Raw genomic sequence first — 15,604 nt, 5'->3', positions numbered from 1 at the left:
GAAGCCGCGGTCGAGGGCGTAGCGCATCGCCGCCCGGGCGAAGTCGCGTATCGACTCGTCGTAGTTGTACATGCCCATGGCGATGCCGCCGGCCGGGAACCTGGCGACCTCGAACTCCATCGGCTCGCCGCCGTCCGCCGGCTGGTAGCTGATCGTCACCGTGCCGGGGCCGGGCACCTTGAAGTCGGTGGCCTTGTACTGGTCGCCGTGCGCGTGCCGGCCGATGATGATCGGCTTGGTCCAGCCCGGCACCAACCGCGGGATGTTCGAGATGACGATCGGCTCCCGGAAGATCACGCCGCCCAGGATGTTGCGGATCGTCCCGTTCGGGCTCCGCCACATCTTCTTCAGGCCGAACTCCTCGACCCGCGCCTCGTCCGGCGTGATCGTGGCGCACTTCACGCCGACGCCGTGCTCGGCGATGGCGTTCGCCGCGTCCACGGTGACCTGGTCGTCGGTGGCGTCCCGGTGCTCGATGCCGAGGTCGTAGTAGTCCAGGTTGATGTCCAGGTACGGGTGGATCAGCTTGTCCTTGATGAACTGCCAGATGATGCGGGTCATCTCGTCGCCGTCGAGCTCGACGACCGTCCCCTGGACCTTGGTCTTGGCCATGTGCCGGGATGCTCCTCTCGCGTCCTCATTGCGCGCGCGTACGCCTGTTCAGCCCACCCAAACGGTACACGCGTACTGCTAGCCGCCGCCTGTCGACTCACCCGACGCCGCCCACGGCGGCGACGATCCGCTGCGTGACCGGCGACAGGTCCCCGCCCATGTGGAGAGTGTTGACCGAGTAGACCGCCCGCCGGGAGAGGTCCCGGGTCGACGCCATGCCGTTCTGGTAGCCGGGCCGATCGCCGGTCGTGCCCCAGAACACGAGGTCGCCGGCGAGCAGCCGGGCGAGGCCGAGGCCGAGGTAGCCGGGCCGGGACACCGTGGATCTTCGGGTCGCCACCGGGCACCATGGTCGCGGTCAGGTACAGCGGGCGGATGATGCCGTGCGGATCGCGTCGCCGTAGGGCCGGCCGGTCACCTTCTCCATGACCACGCCGAGCACGAGGTAGGAGATGTTGCCGTTGTGCTGCGCGGTGCCGGGCGCGAACTCCATCGGCCGACCGGTGAACGCGAGGTCGAGCAGCCGGCGCGGGGTCCACGTGTCGAAGCGGTGCGCGAGGAACCAGGCCGGGTCCTTGTGGTCGATGTCGATCCCGGGCAGGCCGGAGGTGTAGTCGAGCAGCTGGCGGATCGTGACCGGCGGGTACTCGGCCGGCAGCACGCCGGGCACGTAGCTCTGCACGGTGCGGTCGAGGTGGAGCTTTCCCCGCGCGACGAGCTGCAGCGCCGCGGTCGCGGTGAACGTCTTGGTCATGCTGCCGATCCGGAACCGCCCGTTCTGCGGGACCGGGCGGCCGGTGCGGACGTCGGCGACGCCGGACGTGCCCTGCCAGCGGCCGTCCGAGCCACGCACCCGCAGGACGGCGCCGCTCGCCTCGCCGTCGGGCAGGCCGGCGATCGACGCGCGGAGCGCCGCGGGGTCCAGCGGCGGCTCGGCGGCTCGGCGGCGGCGTCGGCTTCGGTGGCGGTGGCGGCGGCCTGGCTCGCGCCGGTGACGACGAGCGCGGCGGCGGACAGGAGGACGGCGAGCTTCTTCGGTGTCCTCATGGGCCGAGCCTCGCCGCGATGATCATCGCTGGCATCGGGGACGCCCCGGCCCGACCCTGAACCCCGGGTCAGGGGCGCGCGGCCCACTCCTCGGCGAGCATGGCGTAGACGGCCTCGTCGTTCCACTCGCCCTTGACGATCTCGTTCTGCACGAAGTGGGCCTCCCTGCGCATGCCGACCTTGGCCATCAGGTTCGCCGACGCCGTGTTGCGCGCCTCGCAGCGACCGATGATCCGGTGCAGGCCCAGCCCGTCGAACCCGAGCCGCAGCATCTCGACGGCGGCCTCGCGCGCGTAGCCGCGACCGTGGTGGGCCGGGTTGAACACGAAGCCGAACTCGCCCTGCCGGTTCGCCGCCGACAGCCACGCGAGGTTGACCTCACCGAGCAGCACGCCGTCCTCGCGACGCACCACCGCCAGCACGAGGATGTCGCCCTCCTTCTCCAGCGTCGGCACCGCGATCCGCTTCTTCAGCGACTCGGCGGTCGCCGCGCGGTCGCGTGGCTCCCAGTACAGGTAGCGGGTGACCTCGGGGAGGCGCTGGTAGGCGTGGAGCGCGTCGAGGTCGTCCTCGGCGAAGGGACGGAGCGTCAGCCGGTCGGTCTCGATGGGGTAGTCAGGTCGCAGCACGCCGGCCAACCTATGCGACGTACGCCGGTCGGCGGAGCGGGTTTCACTCGCGGGGGATGACGCGCCCGCCGGGCGCGCTGCTTACCGTGGGTCTGGTGCGCATCCGGGTTCTGCTGGCCGATGACCAGACGCTCGTGCGCGGCGCCTTCCGGGTGCTGCTCGGGACGGCGCCGGACATCGAGGTGGTGGGCGAGGCCGGCGACGGCCGGGCCGCGGTCGCGCTGGCCCGTTCCCTGCGGCCGGTGTCGTGCTGATGGACGTGCGGATGCCGTTGCTCGGCGGACTGGAGGCGACCCGCGAGATCGTGCACGACCCGGCGCTGGCCGCGGTGCGGGTGGTCGTCCTCACGACGTTCGCCCTGGACGAGTACGTCTTCGATGCGGTGCGCGCGGGGGCGAGCGGCTTCCTGGTGAAGGACATGGACCCGAGTGACCTCGTCACCGGCATCAGGGTGGCCGCCCGGGGCGACGCCCTGCTGAGCCCGATGGCGACCCGCCGCCTGATGGACGAGTTCGCCGCCCGCGCGCGGCGCCCGTCGGCCACCCTGGACCCGCTGACCCGGAGGGAGCGCGAGGTCGTCACCCTGGTCGCAAGTGGACTGTCCAATGAGGAGATCGGCACCCGGCTGGCGATCAGCCCCGCGACCGCGCGGACGCACATCGGCCGGGCGATGGTGAAGGTGGGCGCGCGGGACCGGGCGCAGCTGGTGGTGCTGGCGTACGAGGCGGGCCTGGTCCGCCCCGGCTGGGCGGGCTAACGCGGCAGGTAGAGCAACCGCCGCTGCCGCCGGTTGCGCGCCAGGACGTTGCGGGTGACCCGGATGGACAAGGAGCCGAGGAGCAGGGAGGCCAGAAGTTTCATGCACCTCAGGATGAGCACAGGACCCGGGAAAGTCGTCACCATGAGCGCGACACCGACCGTGCACCATCCGTGGTACGCCAACCACCACACGTACGCTCACCGCGGTAGCTGCTGCCAGCCGCTCAGGGCCACGTCGCCCGGATTCCCTTGGCGGTGACGGCGTAGGCACGCGGTCCGCCACGAGCCACCGCCCCGGTAGATCTGGCCCTGCGCGTCATGAAAACGGCGGACCATGTCGATGACCATCAGACATTGGTTGTCCAGGTAGAACAAGACCGCGCCGTAGGGACGACCGGACAAGTCCTCGGCGACCCGCCGGCCGAGGCCGCGGTCGAGGAAGAACTCAGGCTGCGCGGGCAACGGCGACACGACAGATGGCCTCGACCTGTTCCCTGCTCAGGCCGTACTCGTATGCCACGTCCTCCAGCCGCTCCCCTGCGGACCACAGGTCGACGACGGCGTCCACCGGCACCTTCGTGGCCTCGACAACCGGCGCGCCCCACCCGAATCGTGGGTCGATGATCACTGGGGCGGCGTCCGGGTACTGGGACAGCCGCAGGCTCGCGGCCACGCCGAGCCAGTAGTAAACCGTGGACTCGGGTATCCGTAGGTGCCGAGCGACCTCCTTCGGGGTCAGCAGCGGGTCCGTGAGCTTGTCCACCAAAATTGCCGTCCCCCTGGTCCCCGAAATGATCCCACCCGGCGGTGCCACCACACCTCAACCTGAAGGTCCCGCCCGGCCCCGACATGCCATGATGGCGGCATGGCGATCTGGCTGACCGAGAACCCCGAGGCCAACGAGCTCCTCGAGCGGGAGCCCCTGGCGCTGCTCACCGGCATGTTGCTCGACCAGCAGATCCCCATCGAGGTCGCGTTCGCCGGGCCCAAGAAGATCCTCGACCGACTCGGGTCGCTGGACGCGCGGACCATCGCCGAGTACGACCAGGACAAGTTCGTCGCGCTGTGCTCCACGCCGCCGGCGATCCACCGGTTCCCCGGGTCGATGGCCAAGCGCGTCCAGGCGCTGTGCCAGGCCCTCGTCGTCGACTACGACGGCAGCGCCGAGAACGTCTGGACCCAGGGCGACCCGAACGGCGCCGAGGTCCTCAAGCGGCTCAAGGCCCTCCCCGGCTTCGGCGAGGCCAAGGCCAAGATCTTCCTCGCCCTCCTCGGCAAGCAGCGCGGCCTCGCGGCCACCGGCTGGCAGAAGGCCTCCGGCGACTACGCCAAGAAGGGCGTCTTCCGCAGCGTCGCCGACATCACAGACCAGACCAGCCTGCAGAACGTGCGCGCCCACAAGAAGGAGATGAAGGCCGCCGCCAAGGCCGCGAAGGCCGCTCCGGAGGTCTAGTGTCGCGTGATCGGGCTCGGGCCGCCGTCCGCTCGGACCACCCGCGGCATCGAGTTCCACCATTCGGCCCCATTCGTTGTCAAGGATGGGGCAGAATTTGTTCCGCGACCTCCGCCGGCATTACGATCCGCGCACGACGGAACACTATTCGTCGCCAGTGAGCGCATACATTCATACGCGCGCCGGCAAATCCCGATCGATCCGGGCAACCGGTGCCACTTCCTGTTGGTGTCTTTCCGTCTTCGCTGGTATACCGCGAAATGGCACCGAAACCGGTATTTGACTCCGTGACCGGGGGTGTTTACCGTTCCCCGCGGGTCCGGAGGGTGACTCGGTGCGCGCGGAACCCAAGTTGTTGAGGTGACCCAGCAAACGCCGGAAGGAAAGCGGACCGCGGTGAAGATGACCTCTATCCGGCGTGGCCGGGCTCTGTCTATTCGGACACGGGTGCTCGCGATCGCGCTCGTCCCGTGTTTCGTATTTCTCATCGCCGGGGTCGCGGGTACCGGCTATTTGATCTACGACGCGGCCAAGACCAGGAACTACTTCGACCTCGCCAGCCAGGCGCAGCGCGACGCCCTGCCGCTGATCATCTCGCTGCAGGAGGAGCGCCGGCTCACCCTGCGCCGACTGGCGAGCTACGGCACGTTCCAGTCCGAGCTGATCAAGCAGCGCACCAAGACCGACGCCGTTGCGGGCCAGGTCACCACGAGCCTCAGCGAGCTGGGCGAGGTCGCGCCGGAGTCGGTCAAGCGCGACGTCACCGAGTTCGCCACGCTGATGTCCCAGCTGCCAGAGCTCCGCGCCCGCGTCGACGGCGGCCAGGTCGGCATCAGCGAGTCGTTCACCTTCTACAACCGCATCGTCGACCAGTTCATCTCGGGCACCCAGGGCCTCGCGCAGTTCGGCCCGGACGCGGAGTCCGCCTACCAGCTCCAGGTCGCCGTCGGGCCGCTGCTCACCTCGGCCGACCAGATGCAGCGCGCGGACGCGCTCGCCTCGGCCAACCTGATCGGCGGCGGCCTCACCGACAACGACTTCCGCACCTACCAGGGCCTGGTCAGCGCCTACCACCTGCAGCTGGAGAACAGCATCCGGCTGGTCGAGCCGGAACTGCGGACCCAGTACGCCAAGATCAAGGACGGGCCGGCCTGGCAGCGACTGATCTCCGTCGAGGACGTCCTGCTGCGTGGCCAGACCAACCTGCCGATCAGCGAGGACCTGTGGCGCGCCGCCGCCCGCGACGTCGGCGACCAGCTCATGGGCCTGCTCACCACCCAGGCCCGCGCCACGATCGCGTTCTCGCTGGACAAGGTCAACAGCACCCTGACCCAGTCGGTCATCGCCGGGGTGCTGGTGCTGCTGCTGTCCGCCGCGGTGTTCGTGTTCGCGGTGCGCATGTCCCGCCGGATCATCGAGCGCCTCACCCGGCTGCGCCGCGAGACCCTCGAGCTCGCCGAGAGCAAGCTGCCCGAGCTGGTCGAGAAGGTCCGCGCGGGCCAGGACGTGCGGATGGACGACTCGCTGCGGCTGGTCGACCACGGCAAGGACGAGATCGGCGAGGTCGCCGACGCGTTCAACAAGGCCCAGCAGACCGCGGTCACGGCCGCCGTGCAGGAGGCGAAGACCAGGGAGGGCACCAAGACGGTGTTCCTCAACATCGCCCACCGCAGCCAGGTCATCGTGCACCGCCAGCTCAAGGTGCTCGACGAGGCGGAGCGCCGGCAGGAGGACCCGGAGCAGCTGGAGATGCTCTTCCAGCTCGACCACCTGTCCACCCGCGCCCGCCGCAACGCCGAGAACCTGATCATCCTCGGCGGCGGCCAACCCGGCCGGCGCTGGCGCAACCCGGTGAGCCTCACCGAGCTCGCCCGCGGCGCGGCGGCCGAGACCGAGCACTTCGCCCGGGTCAAGATCGCCAAGCTGCCGTCGCGCGCAGTCAACGGCCCGGTGGTCGGTGACCTCGTGCACCTGCTCGCCGAGCTGATCGACAACGCGACCTCGTTCTCCCCGCCCGAGTCCCGGGTCGAGGTGCGCGGCAACGTCGTCGGCCGCGGCGCGGTGCTCGAGATCGAGGACCAGGGTCTGGGCATCGAGAGCGCGCGGATCGACGAGCTCAACACGATGCTCGCCAACCCGCCGGACTTCGGGATCATGGCGCTGTCCACCGAGCCGCGGCTCGGCCTGTTCGTGGTCGCCCGGCTCGCCGCGCGGCACGGCATCTCGGTGTCGCTGCGCGAGTCGGCCTACGGCGGCACCCGGGCGATCGTGCTGGTCCGCGCCGAGCTGCTCGGCGAGGTGCCGGTGACGGGTGACCACCCCGAGCCGGCGGCCGACTCCCCCTCGATGCCGACGCTCGCCCCAGCGCCCCCGATCGCGCCGGTGTCCTCGGTGAAACTGCCGATCCCGGTGACCGACCTGCCGCCGCTGCCGATCGTGGTACCGCGTCCGGGCGAGGACCTGTTCCGCCCGCAGCGCCCGGTCGAGGAGCCGGCCGGCAACACCAACGGCGCCAACGGATCCCATACCAACGGCGGGACCCCCACCAACGGCGCCAACGGCACCGGTGGTGCCCACGCACGGCACGAGGCGCCGACCGAGCGGCACCTCCCGGTGGTGCCCGCGCCCCAGCCGGCGCGCCCGCCGGAGCCCGTGGGCCAGCTCGCCCAGGGCCGGCCGCCACTTCCCCAGCGCCGACGCCAGCAGAACCTGGTGGCGCAGCTGCGGGAGGAACCGGCCGCGACCTGGCCGGAGGAGGAGACTCGCGAGGAGTCGCCGGACGAGGCGCGCAACCGGCTCTCGGCATTCCAGCGAGGTACGCGACGGGGCCGGGAGGAGCCGGCGACCAGTTCTGACGGCGACAACACCTTGGGGAGCGTGCGCAATGGCCAACACCGCAGTGAGTGAGCTGGACTGGCTGCTCGACGAGCTGGTCAAGCGGGTCGCCGGGGTGGATCGGGCCGTCGTGCTGTCCGCGGACGGGCTGCTGATCGGCCGGTCGAGCAACCTCACCGAGACCGACGGCGAGCACCTGTCGGCCGTCGCGTCGGCGTTCCAGAGCCTCGCTCGAGGCACCGGCCGCCACTTCGGCGGCGGGCAGGTGCGCCAGACGCTCGTCGAGATGGACCACGCCTTCCTGTTCGTCACGGCGGCCGGCCACGGTGCGTGCCTGGCGCTGCTGGCCGACGAGTCCGCGGACGTCGGGATGATCGCCTACGAGATGAACCTGATGGTCAAGCGGGTCGGCGCGGTCCTCACCGCGAAGCCGCGCGAAGTCATGGAACGTCCGGTGCAATGAGCGCCGGCACAGAGGCCTGGTTCGACGACCCGCTGGTCCGGCCGTATGCCGTGACCGGCGGGCGCACCAGGTCCAACACGCTGGGGCTGGACCTGATCACGCTGGTCGTGGCGATGCGCTCGCCCGTCGAGGTGGCCGATCTCGAGCCGGAGTACGCGCAGATTCTCCAGGCGTGCCAGCAGCCGATATCAGTGGTGGAGGTGGCCGCTCTGGTCGATCTGCCGCTGCAGGTGGTGAAGGTCGTGCTCAGCGACCTCATCACGAGAGGTTTGATGATCTTCCGCTCAGCGACTCCCGCGCACGAAACTCCGGACCAAAACGTTCTCCAGGCGGTTCTCGATGGCATCAGAAAGCTCTGACCGACGGTTCACCAGCACGGCGGTGAAGATCGTCATCGCCGGTGGTTTCGGCGTCGGCAAGACCACTCTGGTCGGCTCGGTCAGCGAGGTGCCGCCGCTGCGCACCGAGGAGCTGATCACCGAGGCCTCCTCCGGCGTGGACGACATGTCGGGCGTGGAGACCAAGACCACGACGACGGTGGCCCTGGACTTCGGGCGCATCACCATCAACCCGGAGCTGATCCTGTACTTGTTCGGGACCCCGGGCCAGGACCGCTTCTGGTTCATGTGGGACGAGCTCGCCCACGGCGCCCTTGGCGCGGTCGTGCTGGCCGACACCCGCCGCCTCGACACATGTTTCCCGGCCGTCGACTTCTTCGAACGCCGCGGCCTGCCGTTCGTCGTGGGCGTCAACTGCTTCGACGACGCCTACCGGTACGGAACCGAGGAGGTCCGAACGGCGTTGGACCTCGATCCCCAGGTCCCGGTTCTGCTGTGCGACGCCCGCGAACGCGACTCGACGAAGCAGGTGCTGGTCACCCTGATGCACCACGTCATGTCCGCGACTCGGCTGACCTCGGCCCGTACCTGACGCGTGGGTGACCGGTTCGTAATGGCGGTTTGAGTAACCGTACTCAGGAAATGATCTCGCCGACCCGAGATGCTCCTGTCATGACTGGTCCCGTGCAGTCCAAGTCCCCCACCACCGCCGCCTTCTTCGCGCAAGCCGCCGTCTCGTTCGCGATCTCCAGTGTCACCGTCATCGTCGGGATCGTCTTCCTTCCCGTCGATGAATGGGTTCGCGCGTTTCTCGCGTTAGGCATGCTCTACACGATCTCCTCGGCCTTCACCCTCGCGAAATGCGTTCGGGACAGGCAGGAGGAGGCCTACGTCGCGAGCCGGGTCGACAGAGCCCGGGTGGACAAGCTGATCGCCGAGCACGACCCGTTCAAGATCGACGCCGGCTGAGCGTGCCTTCCGGCCAACCTCCTTCCCTGCCAACATATGGAGGACGCGCAGGTGCTGACGAAAACGGCCCTGCAGTCCTTGCGGGACAAGGGAGATCTCCAGGCCGGCCACAAGGTTCTGGTCAACGGCGCGGCGGGTGGGGTCGGGACGTTCGCGGTGCAGATCGCCAAGGCGCTCGGCGCCGGCAAGGTGACCGGCGTGTGCAGCACCGGAAACGTCGAGATGGTCCGGTCGATCGGCGCCGACGACGTCGTCGACTGACTCCTTTCCTTGGCCGCCAGAGCAGGGACGACATCGCGTTCCTGAGCGAGCTTCTCGAGGCCGGCACGGTCAGCCCAAGGCGGCGGCCTTCGAGATCAGGTAGTGCTGTTCCGGTTGGCTCGGCGTGCGCCGGGCGGCGAGCTCGTAGTGCTTCCTTGCCCCGTCGCGGTCTCCGGCCAGCGCGAGCAGGTGCGCGCGGACGGCGTCGACCCGGTAGTGATCCGCCAACCCCGGGTCGGTCGACGCCGCGTCCAGCTCGGCCAGGCCCTCGGCGGGGCCGCGGACCATCGCCACAGCCACGATCCGGTTCAAGGTGACCATCGGGCCCGGCGACACCGACCGCAGGAGTTCGTACAGGGTCAGGATCTGCGGCCAGTCGGTGTCGGCGGCCCGGGTGGCCTCGTCGTGCACCGCGGCGATCGCGGCCTGCAGCTGGTACGGGCCGATCGGCGCGTTGGCCAGCGTGTCGGCGATCAGCTCCAGACCCTCGGCGACCAGCGGGGCGGTCCACAGCGTCCGGTCCTGCATGTCGAGCGGGATCGGGACGCCGTCGGCGGACGCGCGGGCGGGCCGGCGCGCGTCGGTGAGCAGCATCAGCGCCAGCAGGCCGGCCACCTCGCCGTCGTCGGGCACCAGGGCGCGCAGCTGGCGAGTGAGGCGGATGGCCTCCGCGGACAGCTCGACCCGGTGCAGCGCGGCGCCGGCGGACGCCGTGTAGCCCTCGTTGAAGATCAGGTACAGCACGTGCAGCACGGCCTCGAGCCGGTCCGGCAGCTCGGCGGGCGGCGGCATCGAGAACCCCGCGCCCTTGATCCGCGCCTTGGCCCGGCTGATCCGCTGCGCGATCGTCGACTCCGGGACCAGGAACGCGCGCGCGATCTCCGCCGTGGTCAGGCCACCGACCGCCCGCAGCGTCAGCGCGATCTGCGACGGCTCGGTGAGCGACGGGTGGCAGCACAGGAACAGCAAGGTGAGCGAGTCGTCGACATCCGACATGTCCGAGACGTCCGGCGACACGTCCAGGGCGAAGACGGTCTCCTCGCGCCGGCGCCGGGCGGTGTCGCTGCGCCACACCTCGGTCCGCCGCCGCGACGCGACCGTGATCAGCCAGGCCTTCGGGTTGCCCGGCAGCCCGTCGACCGGCCACTGCGTCGCCGCCGCGAGCAGCGCCTCCTGCACCGCGTCCTCGCACGCGTCGAAGCCGCCGTGGTGGCGCACGAGCGCGGTCAGCACGTGCGGCGCGAGCTCCCGCAGCAGTGCCTCCACGGGCTCAGGCCAGCGCCGCGAGGTCGGTGACCGGCCGGACCTCGATGAGCCCGAGCTCGGCCTCCGGGATCCGCCCGGCGATCTCGACCGCACGCTCCACGGTCGAGCAGTCGACCAGGTAGAAGCCGACGAGATACTCCTTGACCTCGGCGAACGGTCCGTCGGTCGTGAGCGCCCGGCCCTCGGTCACCCGCACCCGCTTGGCCTTGGCCGGGTCGTCGAGCGGCTCGGACACGATCATCTCGCCGGACTCGACCAGGTCCTTGTCCAGCTGTTCGTACACGCCCAGCCCGGCGGCCTTGTCCTCCGGGGAGACCGTGTCCCAGATCGCCCGCGACTCGGGGTTGCTGTAGATCAGGATCAGGTACTTCACTGGCAGATCCTCTCACCGGGATGTCGAACTGGGCGGCTCGGCTTCTACGTCCGGTACGAAGGACCCGAGAAAAGGAGACCATCATGTTCGAGCGGACCAAGGCGTTCAGCGGCTTTTCTGTGGACGACATCCCGGCGGCCAAGAAGTTCTACGGCGACACGCTGGGCCTGCGGGTGTCCGAGGAGCACGGCATGCTGACGCTGCACATCGCGGGCGACCGGGACACGCTGATCTACCCGAAGCCCGACCACGCGCCGGCGACGTTCACGATCCTCAACTTCCCGGTCGACGACATCGAGTCGGCGGTCGACGAGCTCGCCTCCCGCGGGGTGGAGTTCGAGAGGTACGACTTCGTGGACGCCAAGGGCATCAACCGGCAGGGAGGCCCGCTGATCGCGTGGTTCCGCGACCCGGCGGGCAACGTCCTGTCCGTCATCCAGGGCTGACCTCGCTACATCCGCGACGGGGCCTCGATGCCGAGCAGGTCGAGCCCAGGGCCAGCGAGCAGGGGCGATCGCGAGCTCGCGCCCGAGCCGCCGGAAGTCCTCGTCGGCGGCAACTCCGACATCGCGATCCGGCGCGCCGTCGAGCACGGCGCCGGCTGGCTGCCGTTCGCTGATCAGTCCCGAACGACTGTGCCGCGGGACGAGGCCGAGAAGGTGCCGATGCCCGCCGACAGCCCGGCAGGCATCGCCGAGCACTTCGCGGCCTATGCCGCGGCCGGCGCGGAGCGGGTCGGCACCTCCCCGCAGGCCACCGACGAGGCGACGTGGCTGCGGCAGTGCGAGGTCATCGCGGCGGCTGCCGAAATATCCTGAGCAACCGGTGCACGAACCTGTAGAGGACGCGTAGCGTGCTTCGACGTCCCCACGAAGGCGCCCGAGGGGCGCCGCCACGTGAGGAGAACGCCGTGAAGTACATGCTGCTGATGATGACCACCGACATCGGCCACCCGCCCATCACCCAGTGGGACCCCGCGGACGTCAAGGCGCACATCGAGTTCATGCGGGAGTTCGGCCAGGGCCTGGTCAAGTCCGGCGAGCTGGTGGACGCGCAAGGCCTGGCCATGCCGGACGACGCCAAGATCGTCACCGCGCGCGACGGTGCCGCGGCCGCGATCACCGACGGCCCGTTCCCGGAGGCGAAGGAGTTCCTCGCCGGGTACTGGATCGTCGACGTCGACGGCACCGACCGGGCGCTGGAGATCGCCGCGGAGGCCTCCGCCTCGCCCGGACCCAACGGGGTGAAGCTGAACCACCCGATCGAGGTGCGCCAGGTGATGTCCGGCCCTGACGGAGACGTGTGACCGCTGCCGACACCCGCACCGAGGACCTGCTGCGTGAGCTCGCGCCGCAGGTCCTCGGTGCGCTGATGCGCCGGTACGACGACTTCGCCGCGGCCGAGGACGCCGTGCAGGAGGCGTTGATGGCGGCGGCCGGGCAATGGCCGCGCGACGGGGTGCCGGACTACCCGCGCGGCTGGCTGATCCAGGTCGCGTCCCGGCGGATGACCGACCAGCTGCGCAACGAGCAGGCCCGGCGGCGGCGCGAGGACACGGTGGCGGCCCAGCCCGCGTCCGACGCCGTCGTGCCGGACACCGACGACACGCTCGTCGTGCTGTTCATGTGCTGCCACCCCGCGCTCAAGCCGGCGGCCGCGATCGCGCTGACCCTGCGCGCGGTCGGCGGCCTGACCACGGCCGAGATCGCCAGCGCGTTCCTCATCCCGGAAGCGACGATGGCGCAACGCATCAGCCGTGCGAAGCAGAAGATCAAGTCGTCCGGCCTGCCGTTCCAGCTGCCCACCGACACCGAGCGCCCGGCCCGGCTGCGCACAGTGCTGCACGTGCTCTACCTGATCTTCAACGAGGGCCACACGGCGTCGGGCGGCCCGTCGCTGCAGCGGGTCGAGCTGTCCGCCGAGGCCATCCGCCTGGCGCGCGGGGTGCACCGCCTTCTGCCCGACGACACCGAGGTGGCCGGGCTCCTCGCGCTGATGCTGCTGACCGACGCGCGCCGCCCGTCCCGCACCCGCGCCGACGGGACGCTGGTGCCGCTGGTCGAGCAGGACCGGTCGCGGTGGGACCAGGCATTGATCGCCGAGGGGATCTCGTTGGTCACCGAGACGCTGCCGAAGGGTCGCGTCGGGCCGTACCAGCTACTGGCGGCGATCAACGCCGTGCACGACGAGGCCGGTTGCGCGGACGACACGGACTGGCCGCAGATCCTCGCGCTGTACGGGGTGCTGGAGGGCCTGTCGGACAACCCGATGGTGACCCTGAACCACGCGATCGCGACGGCGATGGTCCACGGTCCGGCGCGGGGCCTCGCTCAGCTGGAACCGTTGGCGGAGCGGCTCTCCGGCCACCACCGGCTCAACGCGGTCCGCGCGCACCTGCTGGAGATGGCCGGCGACCGCGAGGCCGCGGTGGAGCAGTACCGCCTGGCGGCGGCGAGGACGACGAGCATGCCGGAACGCCACTACCTGATGCACCGCGCCGCCCAACTGAGCCACTAAGTCGCGACTCCACCATTCGCGACCGGAGCGTTGGACTCGCGGGTCCGGAGCGTTGGACTCGCGGGTCCGGAGCGTTGGACTCGCGGGTCCGGAGCGTTGGACTCGCGGGTCCGGGTCAGGGCTTGCGGCCCACCACGGCCGCGCTGCACTGTTCGACCTGGCTCAGTGGGCGCAGCCGGGGGCCGTCCGGCCACCACATGTCGGACAGTTCCAAGTCGCCGGGCTTGCCCGGGCCTGGGGAGATGATCTCCAGCCCCGGCAGGAACTCCAGGATCTGCTCGCGGGTGCGGAACGACCCGGAACCCATCGGGCTGTGGAGGAACACGTCCTCCATCCGGCGGGCGAGCCTCGAGTGCTCGGGCGTCTGCGGGTCGAGGAAATGGGAGATCGCCACGAAACTGCCGGACGGCAGGGCGTCGATGTACTCCTTCATCAGATCCGCGCCGTTGTCGGCCGTGTAGTGGTGCAGCGTGCCGACCTGCAGCAGGCCGATCGGCTTCGTGAAGTCGAGGTGCTTCTGCACGACCTCGCTCTGCAGCACGTCCTGTGGCTGGAAGATGTCCGCCGACACGAAATGTGTGAAGTCGTTCTCGGTCAGCAGCGCCTCGCCGTGCGCGATCACCACCGGGTCGTTGTCGACATAGACGACGCGTGCCTCGGGGTCGATCCGCTGCGCGATCTGGTGCGTGTTCTCGGCCGTCGGGAGGCCGGAGCCGCAGTCGAGGAACTGCCGGATATCACCCTGGTCGGTGAGGAACCGCACCGCTCTGGTCAGGAAGTTCCGGTTGGACCACGCGAGGTCCCGGGCTTCGGGCGCGGTCGCCCGCACCTTCTCGAACACCTGCCGGTCGATCTCGTAATTGTCCTTGCCGCCAAGGAAGGCGTCATAAACCCGGGCGATACTCGCCCTCGTCGGGTCGACACCGACGGGCACCGAACTCGGCGCCTCGTACTTGGACGCGGTCTCGGACATCGCAAACCTCACAACCCACGGACTCCCAGGGACCGACCCAGAGTAGCGACGCACGGACGGCGGAGTAAACGCGGTGATGATCATCCCGGACGAGTGATGTCGCCCGTGCATCTGCACATGCGCAGGTCGCACAGCCGCACCCGACCAGGTCAATCATCTGCAAGTTGCGGAAATGTCACCCGTTCGGTCTAGCCGGTATCGGTCGACGACCAGCAGGTGAACCCGCGATGAACGAACGAGAATCCGGGCGTCCTCTACCGCGTCCAGCACGACTCCAAGATCGGCCTCAGCTTCGACCTCCACGACGGGCGCTGTCCGACGGCAAGGTCGGCGAGGCCACCGCGGAGCTCGTCCCGCAGCCGATCGCGGTGATCGTCTACCCGATGGTCGTCAACAACTCCGTCGGCCTGGACCAGTTGACCGGCAACCAGATTCGCGGCCTCTACGCGGGCAGCTACCGCGACCGGAACGAGCCGCGCCCGGGCCCCGTCGCTCCCCATCCGGATCGTCGGCCGCGGCGGGGAGTCCGGCTCGCGCAAGACGGTCGAGCAGACGATGCTCGGCGGCTCGTCCGAGGGTGCGCTCACCTCGGACTCGTGCGAGACCGCCAACCGAAGCCCTTCCTCCGCAACGATTCTGTGCGAGCGCGGCACCGAGCCGGAGGTGCTCGACGAGATCAGCTCGACCCCGGGCGCCATCGGCAAGGTGGACCTGCCGTCGGCCAACGAGGCGAAGGTCGCCGAGCGCCCACTCACCGTGCCGCGGCTCGGCGAGCGGTACCCGGACGTCAGCGGCATCTCCGCCGGCTATCCTTTTTGGACGATCGAGTACCTCTACCCGAAGGGCGAGCCCGAGGACGGCGCGCTCCTGGCGTCGTTCATCGACTTCCTGCGCAGCGGCACGGCTCGGGCGGAGCCAGCCGACGACGGCTACCCGCCCTGCGTCGGCAAGGACGGCCAGACGTACTTACTTAGGAATTGTCTCAAATTAACTTGTACATGTCGTGATTGTTCTGTCATGGTTCTGGTATGGCCATGGTCGTGGAGATCGATGAGCAGGTCCTGGCGGCGAAGTTCGGGACGATCCTGCCGCACTTGGATGAGCGGCAG

General features: G+C 69.8%; 19 protein-coding genes and 3 pseudogenes. 13 read left to right on the top strand and 9 right to left on the bottom strand.

The annotated features are described in order from the left end of the window. From GEV28_RS37035 to GEV28_RS37020, 4 genes are all read right to left on the bottom strand, one after another. On the bottom strand, positions 1 to 612 hold a 612-nt coding region (locus GEV28_RS37035; RefSeq protein WP_291418145.1), incomplete at its 3' end, for an NADP-dependent isocitrate dehydrogenase. Between the two features lie 97 nt (positions 613 to 709). Continuing rightward, positions 710 to 952: a hypothetical protein gene (locus tag GEV28_RS37030; protein ID WP_291418143.1), complete on the bottom strand. Its 243-nt coding sequence runs from the start codon at positions 950 to 952 to the stop codon at positions 710 to 712. Between the two features lie 18 nt (positions 953 to 970). Beyond that, on the bottom strand, positions 971 to 1,501 hold the full coding sequence (locus GEV28_RS37025) for a serine hydrolase (protein ID WP_291418151.1): 531 nt from the start codon (positions 1,499 to 1,501) through the stop codon (positions 971 to 973). Positions 1,502 to 1,727: 226 nt separating this feature from the next. Next, positions 1,728 to 2,288, bottom strand: coding sequence for a GNAT family protein (locus tag GEV28_RS37020; protein ID WP_291418141.1), 561 nt, complete (start codon positions 2,286 to 2,288; stop codon positions 1,728 to 1,730). A 56-nt stretch (positions 2,289 to 2,344) separates the two neighbouring features. Here GEV28_RS37020 and GEV28_RS37015 point away from each other — a divergent pair. Beyond that, a pseudogene (locus GEV28_RS37015) lies at positions 2,345 to 3,045 on the top strand (response regulator). A gap of 200 nt (positions 3,046 to 3,245) precedes the next feature. Here GEV28_RS37015 and GEV28_RS37010 read toward each other — a convergent pair. Both GEV28_RS37010 and GEV28_RS37005 read right to left on the bottom strand, forming a co-directional pair. Continuing rightward, on the bottom strand, positions 3,246 to 3,509 hold the full coding sequence (locus GEV28_RS37010; protein ID WP_291418139.1) for a hypothetical protein: 264 nt from the start codon (positions 3,507 to 3,509) through the stop codon (positions 3,246 to 3,248). Next, a complete protein-coding gene (locus tag GEV28_RS37005) occupies positions 3,493 to 3,810 on the bottom strand; it encodes a DUF433 domain-containing protein (RefSeq protein ID WP_291418138.1) in 318 nt (105 codons plus the stop codon). Before GEV28_RS37005 ends, GEV28_RS37010 begins: the two co-directional genes overlap by 17 nt. A gap of 102 nt (positions 3,811 to 3,912) precedes the next feature. Between GEV28_RS37005 and GEV28_RS37000 the strand changes: the two genes are divergently transcribed. The 7 genes and pseudogenes from GEV28_RS37000 to GEV28_RS36970 form a co-directional block, all read left to right on the top strand. Beyond that, complete coding sequence (locus GEV28_RS37000; RefSeq protein ID WP_291418136.1) at positions 3,913 to 4,500, top strand: HhH-GPD-type base excision DNA repair protein; 588 nt, start codon at positions 3,913 to 3,915, stop codon at positions 4,498 to 4,500. A 360-nt stretch (positions 4,501 to 4,860) separates the two neighbouring features. Further along, complete coding sequence (locus GEV28_RS36995; RefSeq protein WP_367115270.1) at positions 4,861 to 7,407, top strand: nitrate- and nitrite sensing domain-containing protein; 2,547 nt, start codon at positions 4,861 to 4,863, stop codon at positions 7,405 to 7,407. Then, a complete protein-coding gene (locus GEV28_RS36990) occupies positions 7,385 to 7,798 on the top strand; it encodes a roadblock/LC7 domain-containing protein (protein WP_291418134.1) in 414 nt (137 codons plus the stop codon). The genes GEV28_RS36995 and GEV28_RS36990 overlap by 23 nt, the downstream gene beginning before the upstream one ends. Continuing rightward, on the top strand, positions 7,795 to 8,157 hold the full coding sequence (locus GEV28_RS36985) for a DUF742 domain-containing protein (protein WP_291418132.1): 363 nt from the start codon (positions 7,795 to 7,797) through the stop codon (positions 8,155 to 8,157). Before GEV28_RS36990 ends, GEV28_RS36985 begins: the two co-directional genes overlap by 4 nt. Next, entirely contained in the window at positions 8,138 to 8,728 is a 591-nt protein-coding gene (locus GEV28_RS36980; RefSeq protein WP_291418130.1) for an ATP/GTP-binding protein, read from the top strand. The genes GEV28_RS36985 and GEV28_RS36980 overlap by 20 nt, the downstream gene beginning before the upstream one ends. Before the next feature lie 80 nt (positions 8,729 to 8,808). Beyond that, complete coding sequence (locus GEV28_RS36975; protein WP_291418129.1) at positions 8,809 to 9,105, top strand: YiaA/YiaB family inner membrane protein; 297 nt, start codon at positions 8,809 to 8,811, stop codon at positions 9,103 to 9,105. 63 nt (positions 9,106 to 9,168) lie between these two features. After that, a pseudogene (locus GEV28_RS36970) lies at positions 9,169 to 9,351 on the top strand (NAD(P)-dependent alcohol dehydrogenase); the annotation flags it as partial. 84 nt (positions 9,352 to 9,435) lie between these two features. Here the strand turns inward: GEV28_RS36970 and GEV28_RS36965 are convergent. Next, positions 9,436 to 10,632 carry a DUF6596 domain-containing protein gene (locus tag GEV28_RS36965; protein WP_291418128.1) on the bottom strand — a complete coding sequence of 399 codons (1,197 nt, stop codon included), beginning with the start codon at positions 10,630 to 10,632 and terminating at the stop codon, positions 9,436 to 9,438. Positions 10,633 to 10,636: 4 nt separating this feature from the next. Next, positions 10,637 to 11,005, bottom strand: coding sequence for a YciI family protein (locus GEV28_RS36960; RefSeq protein WP_291418126.1), 369 nt, complete (start codon positions 11,003 to 11,005; stop codon positions 10,637 to 10,639). Between the two features lie 83 nt (positions 11,006 to 11,088). Here GEV28_RS36960 and GEV28_RS36955 point away from each other — a divergent pair, with 83 nt between their 5' ends. From GEV28_RS36955 to GEV28_RS36940, 4 genes are all read left to right on the top strand, one after another. After that, positions 11,089 to 11,451 (top strand): VOC family protein, encoded by a 363-nt coding sequence (locus tag GEV28_RS36955; RefSeq protein WP_291418124.1) that lies wholly within the window; start codon positions 11,089 to 11,091, stop codon positions 11,449 to 11,451. A gap of 27 nt (positions 11,452 to 11,478) precedes the next feature. After that, complete coding sequence (locus GEV28_RS36950; RefSeq protein ID WP_291418122.1) at positions 11,479 to 11,823, top strand: hypothetical protein; 345 nt, start codon at positions 11,479 to 11,481, stop codon at positions 11,821 to 11,823. 101 nt (positions 11,824 to 11,924) lie between these two features. Further along, positions 11,925 to 12,311 (top strand): YciI family protein, encoded by a 387-nt coding sequence (locus tag GEV28_RS36945; protein WP_291418147.1) that lies wholly within the window; start codon positions 11,925 to 11,927, stop codon positions 12,309 to 12,311. After that, positions 12,308 to 13,522 (top strand): sigma-70 family RNA polymerase sigma factor, encoded by a 1,215-nt coding sequence (locus GEV28_RS36940; protein WP_291418120.1) that lies wholly within the window; start codon positions 12,308 to 12,310, stop codon positions 13,520 to 13,522. The genes GEV28_RS36945 and GEV28_RS36940 overlap by 4 nt, the downstream gene beginning before the upstream one ends. 115 nt (positions 13,523 to 13,637) lie before the next feature. Here the strand turns inward: GEV28_RS36940 and GEV28_RS36935 are convergent, their stop codons facing one another. Next, positions 13,638 to 14,495: an SAM-dependent methyltransferase gene (locus GEV28_RS36935; protein ID WP_291418117.1), complete on the bottom strand. Its 858-nt coding sequence runs from the start codon at positions 14,493 to 14,495 to the stop codon at positions 13,638 to 13,640. A 555-nt stretch (positions 14,496 to 15,050) separates the two neighbouring features. Here GEV28_RS36935 and GEV28_RS36930 point away from each other — a divergent pair. Next, positions 15,051 to 15,604, top strand: a pseudogene (locus tag GEV28_RS36930) (hypothetical protein); the annotation flags it as partial.

The organism is Actinophytocola sp., from assembly GCF_009379765.1.
In the GTDB taxonomy this organism is placed as follows: Bacteria; Actinomycetota; Actinomycetes; order Mycobacteriales; family Pseudonocardiaceae; genus Actinophytocola.
This window is presented reverse-complemented; position numbering and strand designations above follow the sequence as displayed.

What these genes read in the sequence shown, in the direction of transcription:
- GEV28_RS37000 (WP_291418136.1), top strand. Translation starts at nt 3,913, where the DNA reads ATGGCGATCTGGCTGACCGAGAACCCCGAGGCCAACGAGCTCCTCGAG.
- GEV28_RS36990 (WP_291418134.1), top strand. Translation starts at nt 7,385, where the DNA reads ATGGCCAACACCGCAGTGAGTGAGCTGGACTGGCTGCTCGACGAGCTG.
- GEV28_RS36985 (WP_291418132.1), top strand. Translation starts at nt 7,795, where the DNA reads ATGAGCGCCGGCACAGAGGCCTGGTTCGACGACCCGCTGGTCCGGCCG.
- GEV28_RS36980 (WP_291418130.1), top strand. Translation starts at nt 8,138, where the DNA reads ATGGCATCAGAAAGCTCTGACCGACGGTTCACCAGCACGGCGGTGAAG.
- GEV28_RS36975 (WP_291418129.1), top strand. Translation starts at nt 8,809, where the DNA reads ATGACTGGTCCCGTGCAGTCCAAGTCCCCCACCACCGCCGCCTTCTTC.
- GEV28_RS36955 (WP_291418124.1), top strand. Translation starts at nt 11,089, where the DNA reads ATGTTCGAGCGGACCAAGGCGTTCAGCGGCTTTTCTGTGGACGACATC.
- GEV28_RS36950 (WP_291418122.1), top strand. Translation starts at nt 11,479, where the DNA reads ATGCCGAGCAGGTCGAGCCCAGGGCCAGCGAGCAGGGGCGATCGCGAG.
- GEV28_RS36945 (WP_291418147.1), top strand. Translation starts at nt 11,925, where the DNA reads ATGCTGCTGATGATGACCACCGACATCGGCCACCCGCCCATCACCCAG.
- GEV28_RS36935 (WP_291418117.1), bottom strand. Translation starts at nt 14,495, where the DNA reads ATGTCCGAGACCGCGTCCAAGTACGAGGCGCCGAGTTCGGTGCCCGTC.